Source organism: Mangrovibacterium diazotrophicum, from assembly GCF_003610535.1.
GTDB classification, from domain to species: domain Bacteria; phylum Bacteroidota; class Bacteroidia; order Bacteroidales; family Prolixibacteraceae; genus Mangrovibacterium; species Mangrovibacterium diazotrophicum.
Genome location: NZ_RAPN01000001.1, coordinates 1780948 through 1796579, shown reverse-complemented (window position 1 = coordinate 1796579; position 15632 = coordinate 1780948). Strand labels below are relative to the sequence as shown.

The window sequence follows — 15632 nt, the reverse complement described above, 5'->3', positions numbered from 1 at the left end:
TTCGGAAAAAGGGAGGAGGTAAAGCGATGTTACCACAAATTACGAAAACGGGGTTCGGAAGCATTGAAGTTGGCGGAAAACGCTATGAATACGACATCCTCATTCGGTTGGATGGTCATGTGGAAAAACGCAAGAAGCGTCTGTCGAAAGCCAAGTATGGCACATCACACAAAATTTCGCTGGAAGAGGCTGTGCAGATTTACGAAGAAGGTGCACTGGAGCTGATTATTGGTACCGGGCAAATTGGCTACATTGAACTGTCGACGGAAGCTGACTTATTTTTTCGGGAGAAGGAATGCCCGGTGAAACTGGTTACAACACCAACAGCAGCCAAAGTGTGGAATGTGTTGGAAGGAAAAGTGATTGCCATGTTTCATGTTACCTGCTAGCAAATTCAATTGAGGGCTTCACTTGAAGTGAAACCCTCAATAACTAGTCTCAAATCGCTATTTATTTTTTTTCTCCAGCTCGTTGAGGTGTTCCATTTTTTTACGGGCCAGGAATTCGGTCACGCCCTCCAGGTGTTCTTTCACGCGCTTGTTTCCAAATTCGTACACTTTGGACACCATGCCATCCAGGAAGTCGCGGTCGTGGGAAACGAGAATCAGTGTTCCGTCGAATTCCAGCAACGCCTGCTTCAGAATGTCCTTTGTGCGGATGTCCAGGTGATTGGTCGGCTCATCGAGAATGAGCAGGTTCACCGGTTCCAGCAAGAGTTTAATCATCGCCAGACGGGTACGCTCGCCGCCCGAAAGCACGCCAACTTTCTTATCCCAGTCCTCGCCCCCAAACATGAAAGCGCCGAGAATATCTTTTATCTTGGTGCGGATGTCTCCCACAGCCACATCGTCGATGGTTTGGAAAACCGTGCGTTGCTCGTCGAGCAATGAAGCTTCGTTCTGGGCGAAGTAACCGATCTGCACATTGTGGCCCAACTGAATGTTGCCTTCGTGCTCCAGTTCCTTCATAATGGCACGGATCATGGTCGATTTCCCTTCACCGTTTTTTCCCACGAATGCTACTTTTTCTCCACGCTGAATGGTAAAGCTGGCATCGTTAAACACCAGGAAATCGTCGTAGCTTTTACCCACATGTTCGGCAATTACCGGGTAGCTACCCGAGCGAGGTGATGGCGGGAAACGCAGCTTCAGGTGCGAAGTATCCACTTCGTCCACTTCAACCAGTTCCAGCTTTTCGAGCATCTTCACGCGCGACTGCACTTGCAGGGTTTTCGAGTAGGTTCCTTTGAAGCGCTCAATGAAAGCCTGGTTCTCGGCAATCATTTTTTGCTGCTCGTCGTATTGTTTTTGCTGATGCTCGCGGCGCTCGGCACGCAGCTCCAGGTATTTGCTGTAGTTGACTTTGTAGTCGTAAATGCGGCCCATGGTCACCTCGATGGTGCGGGTGGTGATGTTGTCGATGAATTTCTTATCGTGCGAAATCACGATCACCGCTTTCGAGTTGTTGATCAGGAATTCTTCCAGCCACTGCACCGACTCGATGTCGAGGTGGTTGGTAGGCTCATCCAACAGGATCAGATCCGGGTTTTGAAGCAGGATTTTGGCCAGCTCGATACGCATGCGCCAGCCACCGCTGAATTCGCTGCTGGGTTTGTTGAAATCTTCGCGCAGGAAACCAAGCCCCAGCAAAATCTTTTCAACCTCAGCATCGAAATTAATCTCGCCCTGGCTGTAAAGCTTCTCGCTTAGTTCAGATACTTGCTCAATAATCTGGCTGTACTCGTCCGATTCGTAGTCGGTGCGCACGGTTAGCTCATGATTCAGCTCGTCCAGCTTTTTTTGCATGTCCAGCACTTCGGCAAAAGCCTGCGACGCTTCCTCGAAAAGCGTACGGTCGCTTTCGTGCATCAGGTGCTGGGGCAGGTACGCAATGACGGCTTCTTTGGGAGCCGAAACTTTACCGCGCGTCGGTTTTTGCACACCGGCCATCAACTTTAAAAGCGTTGATTTACCGGCACCGTTTTTCCCCATCAGGGCGATGCGGTCCTTTTCATTCACAACGAATGAAATATCCTTGAATAGCGTTTGGCCGCCAAATTCGACCGTTAATCCGTCTGCTGAAATCATGCTTCAATTTTTAAATCGGCGGCAAAGATAGTTAAATGAAAGACAGTTGAACTATCCGTGTTCAAGGAAATCATTGTAATGGCGGAAGGCAATTGGAAGGGATTGGAGGCTATTGAAATCAATAGAATACAAGTGACGGAAGTAATAAATTGGCTTGGATCGCTTTCGGCCTACTTTTTATTGAAGGTGAGAAACGAACTGGAAGCTTAGTGAAACCGGGAAGCTCCGACGTTAGGAGGAGATCACCCGGCTGAACTTAGCTTTCAGGAGTTGACGCCTGATGATAAAAATAAGTCTTGAGTTTTTTGTTTCCTTTTAGGGTCAAGCCAAAAAGGAAAATCAGTCCGATAGGACGAAGAACTCGTATGTTGAGTCTGGTTTCGGGATCAAGGTTAATTCCCTTTTAACCCCAAGTATGGCTTGAGGAAATCTCCGCTTACTAACTCATGAAGAAGCTTTTCAGGCCCGAGAGAATACTTTGAGTGGCATACGAAGCCAGGATGAGCCCCATGATTTTACTGATGACGGTAATGCCCTGCTCGCCAATCCAGCTTTGGATGTAGCGGGCAACGACCAGCAGCACGGCAGTGATGGCGACAACGATCAGCATTAAAAAGGTTGTGACAGCCTGCTGCCCGATCGAATACATGTGGTTGTCGGTTAGTAAAACTACGGCCATAATGGCTCCGGGAGAAGCGATGGACGGAATGGCAATCGGGAAAATGGTCACCCGCTTGAAATCTTTGATCATGTGGATTTCGTTCTCCGGTTTTCCTTCACCAAAAATCATGGTCAACGCAAAAAGGAAGAGGATGATGCCACCGGATATCTGGAACGCATCCAGGGTCACTTCCATGCCTTCGATAATGAGTTGCCCAACGACAATAAAAAAGATTAAAATGATGGCAGCCGTGATTGAAGCCCGCACTGCGATCTTTTTCTTCTCGGGCACATCGAAATTTTGAGTGGCCGAAAGGAAGACAGGTACTGTACCAATGGGGTCGATGACGGCGAAAAGGAGAAAGAAAGTATTAATGATATCCAGCATACGAATCAAATAGGTATTTGCAGATGCAAGATAATGGAAGTTGAATAGAAACACAGTTTCGTTTGCTGTGTTTCTATTGAAGATCTCCGGGGAGATGTTATTTCTTGTTAACGGGCGAGGATTTCGCGACTGGTTTCGCCTTTGGCAACAAAGTCGCACAAACTCTCGACGCCGCATTCTACCATGGTTTCAACGGCAGCATCGGTATAAAAGGCAATGTGTTGGGTCATGATGACATTCGGGAACTGGCGAATGTAGGCCATGTCGCGGTTGCTGATAATGTCTGTCCGACGGTCCTGGTGGTAAATGCCGGTTTCGTTTTCAAAAACATCCATCGCCAGCGCTCCAATTTTATGCGACTCAATAGCGTCGATGACATCGCTCACGTTCATCAGTTCGCCGCGAGAACAGTTGATCAATACCACGCCGTCCTTCATTTGTGCCAAGGTTTCTCGGTTAACCATGCGGTGAGTACTTGCGAGCAGCGGCACGTGGTAACTGATAATGTCGGCCTCGGCATACAGTTGTTCCAACGGCATGTATTCTACCAAACTTTCCACTTTGGGGTTTTTGCGGGTGTCGAAAGCTAGCAGGCGGCTACCAAAACCTGAAAGATTTTGAATTACCTGTGCCCCGATATTCCCGGTGCCAACCACGCCGATCGTAAGGTTGCGCATTTCACGGCCTTTCAATCCTTTTAGCGAGTAGTCGTTTACGTTGGCGCGCCACATTGCTTGCTTGTATTTGCGTAGCGACATCAGGATCAGCATCACCGTGTAGTCTGCAACCCCATGCGGATCGTAGTAAGCATTGGCAACACGGATGCCCAGTTTATTGGCTTCTTCCAGGTCGATGTGGTTGTAGCCAACAGTTCGGGTTGAAACGAAGTCAATGCCATTTTCCTTCAACAGGTTCAGCAATTCCGCATTTATCTGGCTGTGTCCTAAAATTGAAATGGCAGTGGCTCCTTTCGTCAGTCCAATATTTTGTTTCGATATTTCCTCCGGCAGGCAAACAATCTCAATTTGGTGTTTTTGTTCCAACTTCCTGAACGTCGGGCGTTCATCCTCTCTCGTCTCAAAAGCAACAATTTTCATCTGTGTATTTTTATTGTTTGGTGGGCGCAAAATTAGTCGGACTTGTAAATCGTAAAATGTGTAAAGTCATTTATTGATAGCGTTTTCCATGTTGAAAAAGCAGTTAATGGGGACAGGAGTGAAATAAAATGCAGATTTTCAGTTACTAAGATGTTAATTTATCCATAAATTAGAGGCGTGGATTAAGATCAGTTTAATAATATTGTATCTTTGTGTGCGCAAACATGCCTAATTCACAATTCATTTTTGCATCAGCTAGACGTTAAATTTACAGACTCGAATTATTACTAGATGGATCAGTTTAAAAATATTCGTATCAAAGATGTGGCCGAACTCGCAGGTGTTTCGGTAGCTACCGTTGACCGCGTTTTGCACGAGCGGGGAAAGATTTCGGAGAAGGCCAAGGCAAAAGTGCTCGAAGCACTCGAAAAGACCGGCTACAAACCGAATCTGATCGCCAGTACCTTGGGATCGAATAAAGTTTACAGAATAGCGGCGATGTTGCCGGATCCGGCTTTGGATGATTACTGGAATCAATCGGGTTCCGGAATATTTAAAGCAACCGAAGAATGGGCACAGTACAACGTTCGTATCGAGTCATTCTACTTCAACCTGTACGATAAAAAGTCGTTTAAACAGGTGTCCAAGAAAATTCTTGATTTCAACCCGGACAGTGTTTTGCTGGCACCGATTCAGTATCACGAATCGCTGGAGTTTTTCGGTGATTTGAAAGAACGGAATATCCCCTATGTGATTTTCAACACGAACATTCCCGAAGCTGATCCATTAAGCTTTATCGGCCAGGACCTTTACCAGAGCGGTAGAGTGGGGGCCGAAATGATTGCGACCAAGTTGGGAACAAAAGGGAATATTTTGGTGGTGCACGTGTACGAAGAGAAACTGAACGCGATGCACGTGAAGGAAAAGGAAAAAGGGTTTCGCGATTATTTCACCAGTAACAATCTGACCGATTTTAATATTGAGTCGTACGAATTCACCGATTTCAACGATGCTGCTTTTATGCGCGAGCTCCAGGATGTACTGAGTAAGCGAACAATCGACGGTATTTTTGTGGCAACATCGAAAGGTACTCACCTGACAGCCCAAGTGTTGGACAAGGCCGGCAAAAAGAATGTGGCGCTGGTTGGTTACGACTTGCTGAAAGACAACATTCACTATATGTACGAAGGGGTGATCAACTTCCTGATTCACCAGAATCCGCGCAAACAGGCGGTTCGGGGAATTAACTTCCTGGTGAATTACCTGTTGTTCAAAAAACAACCTCCGGTAAACGATTTGTTCCCGTTGGAGATCATCACACGGGAAAACATCAAATCGTATTTGCACTCCGATTCAATTTAGAACAAAAGAATAACTCAAATACAGAGCATAAAAAATCCGGGATTGTCGTCCCGGATTTTTTTATGAATATTTTCTTCGCGAATTAGCTTCTTACTTTGTGGCCTTTCAGCGCGTAGTAAAGAATATACAGGAAGCATGGAATACAAACCCAGTAAGCTTTTTGCGGTCCAAAGCTGTCTTTTGCAAAACCGTACAGCGTTGGGATTAATGCACCACCCACAATGGCGATGACCATCAACGATGAACCTGCTTTGGTGAATTTACCCAGTTCAGTCATTGCCAGCGGCCACAGAGCCGGCCACATCAATGAGCAACCCACGGCCATAAAGGCGATGAACCAGATTGAAATGGCTTCAGGAGTAAACACCACCATGATGGATCCGAAGATGGCCAAGATAGAACAAATCAACAGAGCTGTTGCCTGTGAAATGACACGCGGAATGAAAATGATACCGCAAATGTAGCCGATAACCATCCCGATGGGGGCAATCCACGCGTAATACTCAGCGTTCGGCAGATTGATACTTTGTGCATAGTCAACCAGGGTACTCAGCGAGATTGTTTCAACCCCAACATACAGGAATAAGGCTAAAACACCCAGCAGCAAGTGCGGGAATTGCCAGATTGATGTTTTGTTGGCAGCATAGGCACATTCTTCGGCGCTGTCTTCGTCTTCACCTGCAGCTTTCACTTCAGGAAGCGGTGAGAAGTAAGCCAAAACACCCAACAACAGGAAGATGCCGATAATAATGTAGAATGGCAGCGTGATGTCGGCCAACTGTACATTTTCAACACTTTTACCAATTACCAGCGACAGGAATAAGGGTGCTACCGGCCAGGCCAGTTTGTTGGCAATACCCATGAAACTCATACGTTTTGCCGCACTGTCAATAGGTCCTAAAATGGTAATGTACGGGTTTACTGATGCCTGAAGGAAGGCATTTCCCATACCACTTACGAATGATGCCAACAGGAAAAGCGGCAGACTTTCGTTACTTGCCGATGGCAGGTACAGCAAAAAACCAACGGCAAACATCAGGAACGAAAGGGTCATCGTGTTTTTGTAACCGATTTTGCCGATCACCAACGAAGCCGGGTAACCAAAAATCAGGAATGCAGAGAAAGTAGCAGCCAGGATAAGGTAAGACTCACCTGAAGATACGTTTAGTGCATTTTTAAGCAACGGAATAAGGTAGCTGTTGATACCAAGTGCAAACCCAATAGCAAAGAACATGACGCCCACTACCAGCAATGCAACCACAATTTTGTTGTTCTTTTTCGACATAAAAATTCAATTTGAAGTTATACTGTTTCTCAAGGATTATTTCACAAAGCAGGTTGAGGATAGAGGAGTGACCGGCAATATAGTCAAAAAATGATGTGTCCGCACACATTTTTTCAAATTCGCTGTGACTTTTTTGACAACTTGAAAGTTAGTTTGTTCTTTTTCAGTTAAATAGTTAGAATGACGGTTTGTTAAGGATTTGTATGGATTTTTGAACTTATCAGCGCATTTTTCTTATTTTTGGGACTTTTCAAGAACAAACAGCTATGAAAATATTATTCAGAGAACTTTCAATCTTCCTAATCCTGTCTGTTTTCAGCTTTGGTGCAGCTAGAGGGCAATCTTCGGCCAGCCCGAAAACCAAGTTGGTATTGGTTATCAATGTGGAGCAGATGCGGAGCGATTACCTTGTGCGATATGCCGATAAGTTTCAGAACGACGGTTTTCTGCGCCTGGTCAATCATGGTGCTGTTTGTTCCAACGCCAGCATGAACCTGCACATTCAGAAATGTGTGACTGGCGTTCCCACTTTGATGACCGGAGCCTATCCGGACCGTCACGGGATTATCAATGAAATTTGGATGGATCGCCTGAAAGAGAAACAGGTGGATGCTGTAGAAGATAAGAATTACATTACTGTTGGGAGTGACTCGAATGAAGGACAACGTTCGGCGAAACAGCTGTTAAGCCCGACTTTAGGTGATGGACTAAAACTTTCGACCAACGGAAACGCCAAAGTGTTTTCGGTTAGTTTGAATGATTACAGCGCCGTACTTTCGTCCGGTCACGCGGCGGATGGTGCCTACTGGATGGATAACCAAACCGGAAATATGATTTCCAGTTCTTATTACGTGGATCAGTTTCCATCGTGGGCCTTCAGCTTTAATGCCAAGCAGATGGTTGAATCATTCGCCAATCGTGATTGGACAACCTTGTTGCCGATGGGGAGCTACGAGGCAAGCGTTGAAGATGACAATACATTTGAACGAGGCTATTACGAAAAATGGAACACCTTCCCGTATGATTTGAAAAAATTGATCTCTACAGAAGGTAGTTACCGGGTGCTGAAGACAACGCCCTACGGCAATCGCCTGATCAAAGATTTCGCGGTCAACCTGATTGAAAATGAACGCTTGGGACGCGATGATGTTCCTGACTTGCTTACTATCAATTTTTCGTCTATGGACTTCGCCAATAACCTGTTCGGGCCGTCGTCTGTGGAAATGGAAGATACTTATTTGCGCTTGGATCAGGATATCGCCGGTTTGCTCGATTATGTGGATAAAAACATTGGATTGGCTAACACATTGGTCATTCTTACCTCATCATGCTCTTCTTCCTACTCAGTCGATTTTTTACAACAGCAATACAATATGCCTGCCGGCTACGTGTCGCCTGAAAGTATGGTTGCTCTGTTGAAATCGTATTTGAATATCACTTACGGACAGGGAAACTGGGTTGAGTTTGTGATGGATCAGCAAATCTATTTCAACCGGCAATTGATCGAGAAACAAAAGATTTCGATTGATGAATTCATGAGCAAAGCGGCGTCGTTCATTAACCAGTTCGAAGGGGTGAAAATCGCCTTGCCGTCATCGGGTTTTGAACAAGGAGACTATGCGACCAGTTTGCTGACGACAATTTCAAAATCATACAACTTTAAGCGTTCGGGCGATATTCTGTTTATGCTCGAGGATGGCTGGCAACCACAGTTTAAATACCGCAAAGTGGTGTACACGGACAATACGCACATTCCAATGATCTGGATGGGAAGTGGCATTCACAGCGGTCGTTACCGGGGCGAAGTTGATGCCATCGATATGGTGCCAACGATTTTCGATATCCTTGGCTACGACATCCCATCGCATTGCAGTGGAAGGGTGATTGAAGAGATTTTACGCTAACTAAGCGGTAATAAAGTCAGCAATCTTTCCGAAAATATTTCGAAACTCCCGATCAATCAGTTCGCTGTTTTTAGCCACTGCCGGAAAGGGGGCAATGTGGTTGTAAGGAAACTCAAAATCGACAATGTGAACCGGAATCCGGATATCCCGGTTGGCGCCTTGCAGCGTGTTCACAATCTCGTACGATGGAATCACTTCGTCCTGTTCGAGTCCAATGGCCATTAAATCGTCGCTCACATTTCGAAAAAGCTGCTCACGGTACGCGCGATTTTCATTGTAGTTCAGCATGGCGTGAAAAATATGACCTTCCGCGTGAGGGCCTTTAATGTAGTGTTGAAGATGCTTATCCTTGGCAGTGTGTTTCTCGAAATGCTCAATCAAATACGAATAGAGGGCGACGTTGGCCTCGCTGTCGATAATGAATTTTGATACCGGCGACAGGCGGTTGAAGACCGGCCCTCCGCAAAATAAGGCCAATTTGGATTTGGTAAAATAGCCTTTAGGGTTGGCTAACTTCAAGATTTCCGAAAGCAGACAGCCAATAGAATAGGCGACCACATGGAACTGTGTGTCAGCGTGCAATACCGTATGACTACCTTCCCGAACCTGATCAATAAATCGAATCACATCGTAGTAGCTTTGCAGTCCTGACCAGATAAAACGCTGCGGGCGGCTGTGCAGTCGCATACTAATCGCGACATTCGTCAGCGACGAGTTGACAATATTGGGAAACATTTGCCGCCGCTTTTCGCTCATTAGGAACATTTTTCGTTTGTCGCTCCAAATGGAAAGTGTTCGGTTCATGTGAAAAGCCATAGGGAAAAGGATGACCGGTTTCCGGGTTGTTTCGGCTAAATACTGGGCCCAGGTCAAATATTTATTCCAGTTTTTCTCATTGAACCCGTGGAACAGGAAAATGGCTTCCCGAGAGATCGACTCACTTTTTGGTCGGAAGATCATGTATTCAAATTGCTTGTTCTCGGCGATGTCAATGTCTTTAATCTGAATCTGGTTGTCGAAGGTGCCAATATCGTGAAAAAACGATTGGTTAGCGTCGAAATGGTCCTTGTGTTGATGGCAGCAATATTCTTCCATTCCGGGCAACAAATCGTGCGCTTCCGACTCGAAATCAAAGCGCAAAACATCCAGTTCGTCCAGTTCAATCTTTGGGGAATTCTCTTCCAGTTTTCCGATCAATTCCCAATAGGCTTCCAGGTATTGTTTCATCTTTTTTGCTACCCTTTTGTTTCGTTTCTATGACTTTCAAATGTCGAGAACTTTTTGTCCGGTTCCCGCATTGGGAAAGTAGCAAATAAAATTTCGGGGATTGTTAAATTGAGGTTATTCCGACGCAACAATTGGTGCAAAATTCCTGAGTGAAAGAAGGGGGAAGTGATGGATGGCGGAATTTCTTTATCTCGGTTTTCCCACAGCTGTCATGCGATCGATCTCAACAGCTTCGAATAGGAAAGTCTTCAGTAAATCCTCATCGATATCCTCCGGCTTGTAGTAAGTTTTGCAGTACACTTCTTTTCGGTTCTCTTTTTCGAGGTAGTTCAGCTCGTCGTGAAGCAAGTGGCCTTTGCAAAATCCGAGTTTGATGCCGTGGCGCTCGACTTTACCCCAAGGGATGGCCGAAGGCCAGATGAAGCAAATGCGCGAATGAATGGAGAAATAGGGAACATTGTAGGATAGCTTCTCGCGAACTTCGGGAATGTTTGCATAAATCATATCCCGAAGTTTTTCCACAACAGCCAATTCATTCTCGGGAAGAAAATCCAGCATTTCTTCAACCGATCTGAATTTCATTGGCTGCATTTTGCCCATGCTAACTGATTTTAGCTGCGGCGTCTTTGTCGAAGTAAAAGGTCAGCTGACCGTGCGTTGGATTGATGTAGGTCGACGGCAATTCTTTGTAGCCATCCAGTTTGTTGAAGATCTCGTTCACGCGGTCGGTCTTCGATTTACCGGTAACCAGAAAACTCACTTCTTTTGCATTGTTGATCACCGCTCCGGTCAGGCTTACGCGCTTTTGTCCGGATTCCGGATGGGTTGCTACAGCGCAGATTTTTGCATCGTGCAGCAATTGAATTTCGTGCGGGAAAATGGAGGCAGTGTGTCCGTCATTTCCCATGCCCAGGATGATGAGATCAAACTCTGGCCATCCGTTTGCTTCAGGAACCAACTCGGAAATTTCGTGGATGTAAGCTTTGTTTGCTTGTTCCGGAGTCAACTCACCCAACACACGGTGAATGTTTTCTTCCGGCATCTTGATTTTACCCAGCAAATGGTCGACCGTCATTTTGTAGTTGCTTTGTTCGTCGGTCGGGAGTACACAACGTTCGTCACCCCACCAAAAATGAATCTTCTCCCAAGGCATTTTTTCCACGTAATCTTTGGCTAAAATGTCGAACAAAAGGGCCGGAGTCGATCCGCCGGATAAGGCGATATGTACCGAATCTTCGCGGCTGGATACAAATTGGTAAAGGTCTTTGGCAAAAGCTTCAGCAACTGCCTGGTTGTCGTTGTATATTTTTACTTTCGGTGATTCCATGTTTTCGCTTGTAATGAAAAAAGGAAGCCTGAATAATCAGGCTCCAGTTGTATTATAATTCGCAATAGTTTCCGTCGTCCGACAGGTTTTTGCAGGGGTATCGCCAGGTGCCGTCTTCAACAAGATCGTCGGCAACATCCGGTCCCCAGGTTCCTGCTGGGTAACCATATACCGGTATTTCGGGGTTGTTTTTCCATGCATTCAAAATGGGCTGCACATACTCCCAGGCTTTCACAACAGCATCGCCACGTGAGTAGAGCGTTGCGTCACCTTGCATACAGTCGAGCAGCAAGCGTTCGTAAGCTGATGGGAGGTGTACATTCCGAAGATCGTCGTAGTGGAAATCCATGTTCACCGTTTGAACATTGAATCCGGCGCCCGGAACTTTCATGCCGAACTTCAGCAAAATACCTTCATCGGGTTGAATACGAATAACCAACTGATTGTTGGAATGTTCGTAGCCGGCGTTTGTGCCAAACAGGTGGTGAGGCGTTTTCTTGAAGTGAATAACAACTTCGGTTACACGGGTCGGCAATTTTTTTCCGGTGCGAATGTAGAACGGCACACCGCTCCAGCGCCAGTTGTCGATGAAAAATTTCATCGCCATGAAGGTTTCAGTGCGGCTTTCAGGATCAACACCTTTTTCCTGACGGTAACCTTTCACCAAATCTCCTTTGATGTGCGATTCGATATACTGGCCACGAATGACGTGGTTTTGCACATCTTCTTCTTTAATCGGGCGTAAGGATTGGAACACCTTGAGCACTTCGTTCCGGATCGCATCTGCTTCGACAATAACCGGTGGTTCCATCGCCACCATTCCGACCACCTGCATCAGGTGGTTCTGCACCATGTCGCGCATCGCACCAGAGCTGTCGTAGTAACCGCCACGTTCTTCAACACCAAGGCTCTCTGCCGAGGTAACTTCGACGTGATGAATGAAATTGTGGTTCCAGATCGGCTCGAAGATACCGTTGGCAAAACGTGTCACCAGCATGTTTTGAACGGTTTCTTTCCCCAGGTAGTGGTCGATACGGTAGATTTGATCCTCGTTGAAGTAATTCAACAAATTTTTATTCAGCTGTTTTGCTGATTCCAGATCTGTTCCGAAAGGTTTTTCTACAATCAGTCGACGGAATCCGTCTTCTGTCTTATTCAGATCAACGCTGGCCAGGTTTGCCGGGATAATCTCGTACAACTTAGGCGGTGTTGAAAGATAGAAAATGTAGTTTTCGGCAATGTTGTTTTGCTTGGCAATCGTCGTCAAACGATCACGCAAAACCGGGTAGTCGTAAGCATCCTCGGTTGCCAGTGGCTGGTAATACAACATTTGCAGAAATTCGGACACAGCTGTTTTCTTGTCGTCCTCTTTCGGAAGAAATTCTTTCATTTTCTCCCGGAAAGCGTCGTCATCCAGGTCTGTACGGCTTACACCCAAAACGGCGAACTCTTTGGGTAACAATTTCTGTCGGAAGAGCTCGTACAGAGCCGGGATCAGTTTTCTTTTGGTCAAATCGCCGGAGGCACCAAAAATGACCAATATTTGTGGTTTTGTTTGACTCATGATCTTTCTAATTTTTCTATTCGATGATGTCTGAACCAGAATTGATTTTTGCTTTTGCCGGTCGCAAAAAGATATCGGACGGGGGAAATTAAAATCAATTCGTGTCCTTAAACAAGTATATCGGACTTATGTTTTCGGAATTTTTTGAATACGGGGTACTAGCCGCTTTGAAGGCTAAGGCAAACAATCAGTTGCCCGTCTATCTTTTTCTGATGAATTTTGAATCTGAGTGTATGATTGCCCATGACTATTGCTTGCAGAGTTCCGTCAATTCCTTTTTCAATTTCGATCTGCTTGTTAAAAATTAAGCCCGGGATTCCCGCAGCTTTGTACGCCGCTTCTTTGATGCACCAAAACCAGGCCAGTCCATCGGGAATTTGAGCTGCCAGTTCAGATTCAGCCGCGCTCAAATATTTGCGTTCAACTTTGGCAAAATTTCGTTCTGCCGACTCAATATCCAATCCGGCCATTTCTCCGGGATGCAAGAATACTCCAGCCATTTTTGAAGAATGACTAATCGAAATCGACTTGAACGTTGGATGATTGATCACCGGTTTACCGTTCTCGGTATAGCTGATCTGATGATGGTGGCAAGCCGCAGATTGAAGCAATTTTCGGACGCAGAGCCATTCGCGTTGTCGTTGCGGGTGGGTTATCTGCTTGAAATTAGGATCTCGCTCAAATTCGCCCGCAAACATAAGGATCTCCTCTTTGCTTTCTGTCATCTCCCAAAGAAGCAGGATTCCGTTTTCGATATGATATTGTTGAAAAAGAGGCATTTTCTGTTTGGCGAATGAAAGGTAAATTTACGATTATACATCCAAAACTATTCCCATTTGAATGTTTCGATGAGGTGGATTACATCAGGCTCCAGGAAATCGATTACCGGTTGAATACTGTCGATATTTGGGATTTCACGGATGTAGAATGCTCCCCGCAAAAAACGGCTGGTGCTGTCGGTTAAATAAAACTGCAGGGGAGAAGCTGCGTTTCCCTCGATATAATAAATGGTTCCGTAGACGTGTTCCTTCGGATTGATGTAAAGACGCTCGTTAATCGCGTCGGCTTTGATCGAGTGATCGTATGCCAGTTTGCGCGATTCTTCGATATGGTGATTCAGGTCGCCGTCAACTTTCAGGTAGGTTAAATGAAGGTCGGCTTTGTTAGCCGGCGTAACCACATTTACCCATTCTTCTCCCTCGGCATGTTTGCCTTGTTTGTATTCGATTTTCGAATAGTCGGCCAGCTCGAATGAGTAGGGCAACTTTTCGCTGGTTTCGTGAAATGATTTCTCCGGGAAACTGATTCGGAAATAACCTCGCGGCTTCGGAATATGCGTTTCGTTACAGGCCGAAAAGAACAAGTACAGAATAAGAATAAATGTCAGTTTCTTCATTGACGAGCTTGAATGCTATTTAATTTCGACTTTAATTTTTTTAATCCGTCTGTTGTCGACACTATCGATGGAGAAGATGAAGTTGAGGCACGAGATTTTCTCGTTCAGCGCCGGTATTTCACCTTTCAGCTCCAGAATCAACCCAGCCAGGGTATCTGCTTCACCTTTGTAGTCGTCGAAAACATGGTCGTCGACCCCGACAATCTTGTAAAAATCGCTAAGTAGAATCTTCCCATCAAACAGGTATTTATTCTCCGCTATTTTGGTGAAGTAGTTTTCATCTTCATCAAACTCATCGGCAATTTCGCCAACAATTTCTTCCAGAATGTCTTCGAGTGTCACAATGCCGGAGCTGCCGCCGTATTCGTCAACAACAATGGCCATGTGCACCTTGTTCTTTTGGAACTCCTCCAACAGGTCATCAATTTTTTTGGTTTCCGGAACATAGAAGGGTGGCCGGATGATGGACTGCCAGTGGAAATTTTCGCGATTGTGTGTATAGGGGAGCAAATCTTTGATGTAAAGAATTCCCCGAATATTATCGAAGGATTCCGAATACACCGGGATACGCGAGTAGCCAGAGTCGTTAATCAGGTTGATCAGCTTGTCGAGTGATTCTTTGATGTCGATGGCTTCAACATCAACGCGTGGCCGCATGATTTCAACAGCATTTTTATTCCCAAACTTGACGATTCCTTCCAGAATATCTTTGTCTTCTGAGATCTCGTGGTCGTCGGTTAACTCCAGCGCCTGTGACAACTCATCAACAGAGATGTTTTGTGAGTGCTTTTGAATTCTGCGATTTACAAATGAAGTTGAGTAAATCAGAATGGCGTTGATCGGGCTGAAGATCCGTTCCAATACATTCAGCGGAAGTGCCATAATTCGAGCGACGCGCAACGAGTGCCGCGTGGCATAAACTTTCGGAATAACTTCGCCGAAAAGCAGCAGGAAGAAAGTAATGACAATGATTTGGAAGATGAAGCCGACTGTAGGCGCATTCGTAAAGTCAACCAGCATTTCAGTGGCGTACGACGACAGAATGACGATGCCTACATTCACAAAATTATTGGCCACCAGGATGGTAGCCAATAATTTTTCCGGATTCTCCAGATTGTGTAATATAAAATGACTATTCTTTTCCTTTTGATTGCTCAACATTTGGCGGTCCTTAGGGCTTATCGAAAAATAAGCGACTTCCGAGCCGGAAATCAGAGCAGACGAAATAAGTAATAATGCAATTAAAAAAAGGCTGATTACAGCCGAACCTGTCAATGGGTGGAAGTACACATCCCACGACAGGGAAAGTAAATGAGGTAAAGGGTCCGTTTCCAA

14 protein-coding genes are annotated in these 15632 nt (G+C 45.6%); 3 read left to right on the top strand and 11 right to left on the bottom strand.

The genetic code is table 11. The features are described 5' to 3' along the window. Positions 1-26 precede the first annotated feature (26 nt). Positions 27-389 carry an Mth938-like domain-containing protein gene (locus BC643_RS06810; protein WP_120272374.1) on the top strand — a complete coding sequence of 121 codons (363 nt, stop codon included), beginning with the start codon at positions 27-29 and terminating at the stop codon, positions 387-389. Positions 390-446: 57 nt separating this feature from the next. Here the strand turns inward: BC643_RS06810 and BC643_RS06805 are convergent, their stop codons facing one another. The 3 genes from BC643_RS06805 to BC643_RS06795 all read right to left on the bottom strand — a co-directional run bounded on the left by BC643_RS06805 (position 447) and on the right by BC643_RS06795 (position 4232). Then, positions 447-2087 carry an ABC-F family ATP-binding cassette domain-containing protein gene (locus BC643_RS06805; protein WP_120272373.1) on the bottom strand — a complete coding sequence of 547 codons (1641 nt, stop codon included), beginning with the start codon at positions 2085-2087 and terminating at the stop codon, positions 447-449. A 439-nt stretch (positions 2088-2526) separates the two neighbouring features. Further along, the gene (locus BC643_RS06800; RefSeq protein ID WP_120272372.1) at positions 2527-3135 is read right to left on the bottom strand and encodes a MarC family protein; all 609 of its coding nucleotides are present in this window, start codon (positions 3133-3135) and stop codon (positions 2527-2529) included. 107 nt (positions 3136-3242) lie between these two features. Next, complete coding sequence (locus BC643_RS06795) at positions 3243-4232, bottom strand: D-isomer specific 2-hydroxyacid dehydrogenase family protein (RefSeq protein WP_120272371.1); 990 nt, start codon at positions 4230-4232, stop codon at positions 3243-3245. A 291-nt stretch (positions 4233-4523) separates the two neighbouring features. Between BC643_RS06795 and BC643_RS06790 the strand changes: the two genes are divergently transcribed. Further along, positions 4524-5594: a LacI family DNA-binding transcriptional regulator gene (locus BC643_RS06790; RefSeq protein ID WP_120272370.1), complete on the top strand. Its 1071-nt coding sequence runs from the start codon at positions 4524-4526 to the stop codon at positions 5592-5594. 82 nt (positions 5595-5676) lie between these two features. Here the strand turns inward: BC643_RS06790 and gluP are convergent, their stop codons facing one another. Further along, complete coding sequence (gene gluP, locus BC643_RS06785) at positions 5677-6879, bottom strand: glucose/galactose MFS transporter (RefSeq protein ID WP_211338001.1); 1203 nt, start codon at positions 6877-6879, stop codon at positions 5677-5679. A 266-nt stretch (positions 6880-7145) separates the two neighbouring features. Between gluP and BC643_RS06780 the strand changes: the two genes are divergently transcribed. Then, positions 7146-8783 carry an alkaline phosphatase family protein gene (locus BC643_RS06780; protein WP_120272369.1) on the top strand — a complete coding sequence of 546 codons (1638 nt, stop codon included), beginning with the start codon at positions 7146-7148 and terminating at the stop codon, positions 8781-8783. On the opposite strand, the gene BC643_RS06775 is transcribed toward BC643_RS06780, so the two are convergent. The 7 genes from BC643_RS06775 to gldE all read right to left on the bottom strand — a co-directional run bounded on the left by BC643_RS06775 (position 8784) and on the right by gldE (position 15632). Then, positions 8784-10010 (bottom strand): DUF6051 family protein, encoded by a 1227-nt coding sequence (locus BC643_RS06775; protein ID WP_120272368.1) that lies wholly within the window; start codon positions 10008-10010, stop codon positions 8784-8786. Positions 10011-10196: 186 nt separating this feature from the next. Further along, entirely contained in the window at positions 10197-10592 is a 396-nt protein-coding gene (locus BC643_RS06770) for a DUF1801 domain-containing protein (RefSeq protein WP_170154485.1), read from the bottom strand. A 19-nt stretch (positions 10593-10611) separates the two neighbouring features. Beyond that, on the bottom strand, positions 10612-11337 hold the full coding sequence (pgl, locus tag BC643_RS06765) for a 6-phosphogluconolactonase (RefSeq protein ID WP_120272366.1): 726 nt from the start codon (positions 11335-11337) through the stop codon (positions 10612-10614). Between the two features lie 52 nt (positions 11338-11389). Continuing rightward, the gene (gene zwf / locus BC643_RS06760) at positions 11390-12901 is read right to left on the bottom strand and encodes a glucose-6-phosphate dehydrogenase (RefSeq protein ID WP_120272365.1); all 1512 of its coding nucleotides are present in this window, start codon (positions 12899-12901) and stop codon (positions 11390-11392) included. Positions 12902-13059: 158 nt separating this feature from the next. Continuing rightward, complete coding sequence (locus BC643_RS06755; RefSeq protein WP_120272364.1) at positions 13060-13680, bottom strand: 4'-phosphopantetheinyl transferase family protein; 621 nt, start codon at positions 13678-13680, stop codon at positions 13060-13062. Positions 13681-13727: 47 nt separating this feature from the next. Beyond that, complete coding sequence (gldD, locus tag BC643_RS06750; protein WP_120272363.1) at positions 13728-14297, bottom strand: gliding motility lipoprotein GldD; 570 nt, start codon at positions 14295-14297, stop codon at positions 13728-13730. A gap of 15 nt (positions 14298-14312) precedes the next feature. After that, positions 14313-15632 (bottom strand): gliding motility-associated protein GldE, encoded by a 1320-nt coding sequence (gldE, locus tag BC643_RS06745; RefSeq protein WP_120272362.1) that lies wholly within the window; start codon positions 15630-15632, stop codon positions 14313-14315.

Bases quoted from the DNA above. Each gene is read 5' to 3' on its own strand.
- BC643_RS06810 (WP_120272374.1), top strand. From the start codon at position 27: ATGTTACCACAAATTACGAAAACGGGGTTCGGAAGCATTGAAGTTGGC.
- BC643_RS06805 (WP_120272373.1), bottom strand. From the start codon at position 2,087: ATGATTTCAGCAGACGGATTAACGGTCGAATTTGGCGGCCAAACGCTA.
- BC643_RS06800 (WP_120272372.1), bottom strand. From the start codon at position 3,135: ATGCTGGATATCATTAATACTTTCTTTCTCCTTTTCGCCGTCATCGAC.
- BC643_RS06795 (WP_120272371.1), bottom strand. From the start codon at position 4,232: ATGAAAATTGTTGCTTTTGAGACGAGAGAGGATGAACGCCCGACGTTC.
- BC643_RS06790 (WP_120272370.1), top strand. From the start codon at position 4,524: ATGGATCAGTTTAAAAATATTCGTATCAAAGATGTGGCCGAACTCGCA.
- gluP (WP_211338001.1), bottom strand. From the start codon at position 6,879: ATGTCGAAAAAGAACAACAAAATTGTGGTTGCATTGCTGGTAGTGGGC.
- BC643_RS06780 (WP_120272369.1), top strand. From the start codon at position 7,146: ATGAAAATATTATTCAGAGAACTTTCAATCTTCCTAATCCTGTCTGTT.
- BC643_RS06775 (WP_120272368.1), bottom strand. From the start codon at position 10,010: ATGAAACAATACCTGGAAGCCTATTGGGAATTGATCGGAAAACTGGAA.
- BC643_RS06770 (WP_170154485.1), bottom strand. From the start codon at position 10,592: ATGAAATTCAGATCGGTTGAAGAAATGCTGGATTTTCTTCCCGAGAAT.
- pgl (WP_120272366.1), bottom strand. From the start codon at position 11,337: ATGGAATCACCGAAAGTAAAAATATACAACGACAACCAGGCAGTTGCT.
- zwf (WP_120272365.1), bottom strand. From the start codon at position 12,901: ATGAGTCAAACAAAACCACAAATATTGGTCATTTTTGGTGCCTCCGGC.
- BC643_RS06755 (WP_120272364.1), bottom strand. From the start codon at position 13,680: ATGCCTCTTTTTCAACAATATCATATCGAAAACGGAATCCTGCTTCTT.
- gldD (WP_120272363.1), bottom strand. From the start codon at position 14,297: ATGAAGAAACTGACATTTATTCTTATTCTGTACTTGTTCTTTTCGGCC.